Below are 3,833 nucleotides of genomic sequence, written 5' to 3'. Positions count from 1 at the left end.
CGTCGACGAGCTCGTCGACTACCGCGCCCACCGGCCCCCGATGACCTTCGAGAGCTGGCGCTGGACGGACTACGAGGAGCCCTACATCGCCCTCGACCTCGTCCGTGACGACGAGGGCACCGAGCTGCTCCTCCTCCACGGCCGCGAGCCCGACCTGCGGTGGAACGGCTTCGTCGACGCCGTCATCGCCGCCGTAAAGCGCTACGGCGTCCAGCGCACGATCAGCATCCACGGCGTGCCGATGGGCGTGCCGCACACGCGGCCCACGACCGTGACGGCGCACGCCACCGAGCACGGGCTGGTCGACACCCCTGAGATCCTCGGCACTGTTCAGGTGCCCGGGAGCGTGACGGGACTCATCGAGCTCCGTCTCGGACGGGCCGGCCACCAGGCCGTCGGCTTCTCCGCGAACGTCCCGCACTACCTCGCGCAGAGCCAGTACCACCAGGCTGCCGCCGAGCTCGTCCGGCAGATCGCCAGGTCCGGCGAGCTCGCCCTCCCGGTCGGCGACCTCGAGCGCGCGGCGAGCGAGGCCGCCGTCGAGATCGAGCGCCAGGTCTCGGCATCGCCCGAGGTCACCGCGGTGGTCCGGGCACTGGAGCAGCAGTACGACGCGTTCATGCGCGGGGTGAGCCTGGAGGAGCGCACGACCCTCCTCGCCGAGCCGGTCGACCTGCCGAGCGCCGAGGAGATCGGGGCCGCGGTCGAGGCGTTCCTCGCCGACCACACGGACCCCGGTGAGTCGCCCGAGGACGGGCCCGGTGACGAGGGCGGAACGACCCTCTCCTGACCCTCGGCCGGAGACTCGAGAAAAGTATGGGTAGCCACGACCGGCAGGACGTGCCACACTGAGGGTCGTTGCAGTTGCAGTTCGCTTACGTATGACCCTGGCTTTACCGCCGGGCTGTGCACGACGTGGGACGAGGCATTGCGGCAAGGCGGGGCTGGCACACGGTCGGCCCCAGAACGTCCCCGGAAGGACAGCACCATGGCACAGGGAACCGTTAAGTGGTTTAACGCCGAAAAGGGCTACGGCTTCATCGCGCAGGACGGCGGCGGCGCCGACGTCTTCGTGCACTACTCCGCGATCGCGTCCGACGGCTACCGCTCCCTCGAGGAGGCGCAGCGCGTCGAGTTCGAGATCACGCAGGGCCCGAAGGGCCCGCAGGCCGAGAGCGTCCACGCTCTCTGAGTCTCCCTTCTCGAAAGGGCCCGCACCTCACGGTGCGGGCCCTTTCGGCTTGCTCAGGCCGGGGCGGGCGCCGTCCCGGCCACGTCGCGGGCCGGGCGGTGGGAGCCGGCGAACGTGAGCACGTCCTCCCCGGCGACGAGGCGCACCGGCAGCGGCAGGCGCCGTAGGGCCCGGTCCAGCGACGCGGTGGCGATCGGCGTGGTGGACCCGACGAGCACGACGTTGCCGTAGCGCTTGCCGCGCAGGATCGCGGGGTCGGCGATGACGGCGACGTGGCCGAAGACCTCCAGCAGCGTGGCGACCTCGGTCCGCGCCGCCGTGAGCGGCGGCCGGTCGGTGAGGTTGACGAGGTACAGCCCGTCGGGCGCCAGTGCCGCGCGCGCCTCCGCAGCGGCCTCGACCGTGCGCACGTGGTCAGGCACCACGATGCCGGCGAAGACGTCCCGCACGATGACGTCCCACGCGCCGGGCGCCAGCGTGCCCAGGGCCGCTCGCGCGTCCGCCACCCGGATGCGCAGCCGCGGCGCGCGCGGCAGGTCGAACCACTCGCGCGACAGCCGGGCGAGCTCGGCGTCGATCTCGACGACGAGCTGGGTGGAGCCCGGCCGCGCAGCGTCCAGCGCCCGCGCGAGGGCGCACCCGGCGCCGCCCAGGTGCACGACGCGCAACGGCTCGGGCGGCGGGGGGCCGACCTCGTCGAGCACCGCCACCATCTGCTGCATGTACTCGAACTCGAGGTGGCTGGGGTCGGCGAGGTCGACGTAGGAGCTCTCGGCGTCGTTGATGAAGACGGTGACCGCCGAGGGACGCCCCGGGTCGCGCAGCAGCTCGACGACGCCGGTGGAGGTCTGCACCGGCTCGGCGGGGAGGTGGGGGAGGGGCAGGCGCCGGCTGCGCCGGCGGGATGGACGCTCGGGCATGCGCTCCAGGCTAGCCTTGTGCCGGATGAGCAGGGGTGAGCGCAGTGCGGAGGCCCGGCGTGACTGGGGTACGGACGACGCCGGCTGCTCGATCCTGCACGTGGACATGGACGCGTTCTTCGCCGCCGTCGAGCTGCTCGACCGGCCCGACCTCCTCGGGCGTCCGGTCATCGTCGGCGGTGAGCAGCGCGGGGTTGTCCTCTCGGCCACCTACGAGGCGCGCGAGTTCGGCGTCCACTCGGCGATGCCGATGAGCCGCGCCCGGGCGCTGTGCCCGCAGGCCGTCGTCCTGGCGCCCCACCACGACAGCTACACCCGGGTCTCCCGGCACGTCATGGAGATCCTCGCCGAGGTGACGCCGGTCATGGAGAAGGTGAGCATCGACGAGGCGTTCCTCGACGTCTCGGGTGCCGTGCGCCGCCTCGGGCCGCCCGCGGCCATCGCCCGGCAGCTGCGCGAGCGGATCCGGACCGAGGTCGGCATCCCGGCGTCCGTCGGGGTCGCCGCGACGAAGTTCGTCGCCAAGCTCGCCTCGAGCCACGCCAAGCCCGACGGGCTGCTGCTCGTCCCGCGCGCACAGACCGTGCACTTCCTCCACGCGCTGCCGGTCGGCGCGCTGTGGGGCGTGGGGGACAAGACCCGCGAGCGGCTGCACCGGTACGGCATCGACACCGTCGCCACCTTGGCCGCCACCCCGGTGCGCACCCTCCACCGGATCCTCGGGGTGGCCGCCGGCCAGCGTCTGCACGACCTCGCCAGCGGGCGGGACCCGCGGTCCGTCGAGCCGGAGCGGGTGGAGAAGTCGGTGGGCACCGAGACGACGTTCTCCGCCGACGTCACGGACCGCGCGACCCTCGAGGCCGTCCTCCTGGACCAGTCGCACCGGGTCGCGGCGCGGCTGCGCGCGGCCGGACTCGTCGGGAGGACCGTGGCCATCAAGGTGCGCTTCGCCGACTTCCGCACGATCACCCGCTCGCGCGCCACCCCGGCCACGGACGTCGGCCACGACGTCCTCGGAGTGGCGCGGTCCCTGCTCGCCGAGGTGGCCGTCCCGGCCGACGGGGTGCGGCTGCTCGGCGTGCGCGTCGAGCAGCTGGCGCCTGCCGACGGAGGGGTCCAGCTCCGGCTCGACGAGGACGACCAGCGTCGGGACGCCGAGGCGGCGATGGACAGCATCCGTCGGCGTTTCGGAGCCGCTGCCCTCGGCCCCGCGGCCCTCCTGAGGCGGGGGACCGAGCAGCCCGGGGAGGGCTGAACGGCGCTGGGTCCCCGTCCGCTTTCGTCCGGCGCTGCGGCGACCTAAACTTGGACACAGTCGCCCTCGTCGAAGGGCACCCACCCTCGCGGATCGGAGGACCGATGCCTCTCTCTGAGTATGAGCAGCGGGTGCTCAGCCAGATGGAGCAGCAGCTCCGCTCCGACCCACGGCTGGTGAGCACCTTCACCACCGACCACCGCTACTCCGGTCGGCGGCTCGCCCTGGGGGCGCTGCTCGTCCTCGCCGGGCTCGGGATGCTCGTCGGCGGGGTCGCCGGCTCCCTCATCTGGCTCGGCGTGCTCGGCTTCCTCGCCATGCTGGGCGGGGTCATGCTCGCCATCTCCCGGCCGAAGGGTGCCGCGCCGCGCCAGATGGCCCCGGCGCGCAAGGGTGGCGGCTCGCCCGCACCGGCTCGGAAGCACAGCGGCTTCATGCAGCGTCTCGAGGAGCGCTGGGACAGGCG

At 73.2% G+C, this 3,833-nt stretch carries 5 protein-coding genes; 4 read left to right on the top strand and 1 reads right to left on the bottom strand.

Annotation, left to right across the window (positions count from 1 at the left end):
• On the top strand, positions 1-790 hold a 790-nt coding region (locus tag FHE66_RS13935; protein WP_139073665.1), incomplete at its 5' end, for a proteasome assembly chaperone family protein.
• Between the two features lie 198 nt (positions 791-988).
• On the top strand, positions 989-1,192 hold the full coding sequence (locus tag FHE66_RS13930) for a cold-shock protein (RefSeq protein ID WP_139073571.1): 204 nt from the start codon (positions 989-991) through the stop codon (positions 1,190-1,192).
• Positions 1,193-1,245: 53 nt separating this feature from the next.
• On the opposite strand, the gene FHE66_RS13925 is transcribed toward FHE66_RS13930, so the two are convergent.
• Complete coding sequence (locus FHE66_RS13925) at positions 1,246-2,112, bottom strand: spermidine synthase (RefSeq protein ID WP_139073570.1); 867 nt, start codon at positions 2,110-2,112, stop codon at positions 1,246-1,248.
• Positions 2,113-2,137: 25 nt separating this feature from the next.
• Between FHE66_RS13925 and dinB the strand changes: the two genes are divergently transcribed.
• Both dinB and FHE66_RS13915 read left to right on the top strand, forming a co-directional pair.
• Positions 2,138-3,367, top strand: coding sequence for a DNA polymerase IV (gene dinB, locus FHE66_RS13920; protein WP_139073569.1), 1,230 nt, complete (start codon positions 2,138-2,140; stop codon positions 3,365-3,367).
• Between the two features lie 104 nt (positions 3,368-3,471).
• The coding region (locus tag FHE66_RS13915; RefSeq protein ID WP_139073664.1) for a DUF3040 domain-containing protein at positions 3,472-3,833 on the top strand (362 nt) is incomplete at its 3' end.

The organism is Georgenia sp. 311, assembly GCF_006151955.1.
In the GTDB taxonomy this organism is placed as follows: Bacteria; Actinomycetota; Actinomycetes; order Actinomycetales; family Actinomycetaceae; genus Oceanitalea; species Oceanitalea wutianyii.
The sequence above is the reverse complement of the archived record's forward strand: the minus strand, read 5'-3'. Positions and strand labels throughout refer to the sequence as shown.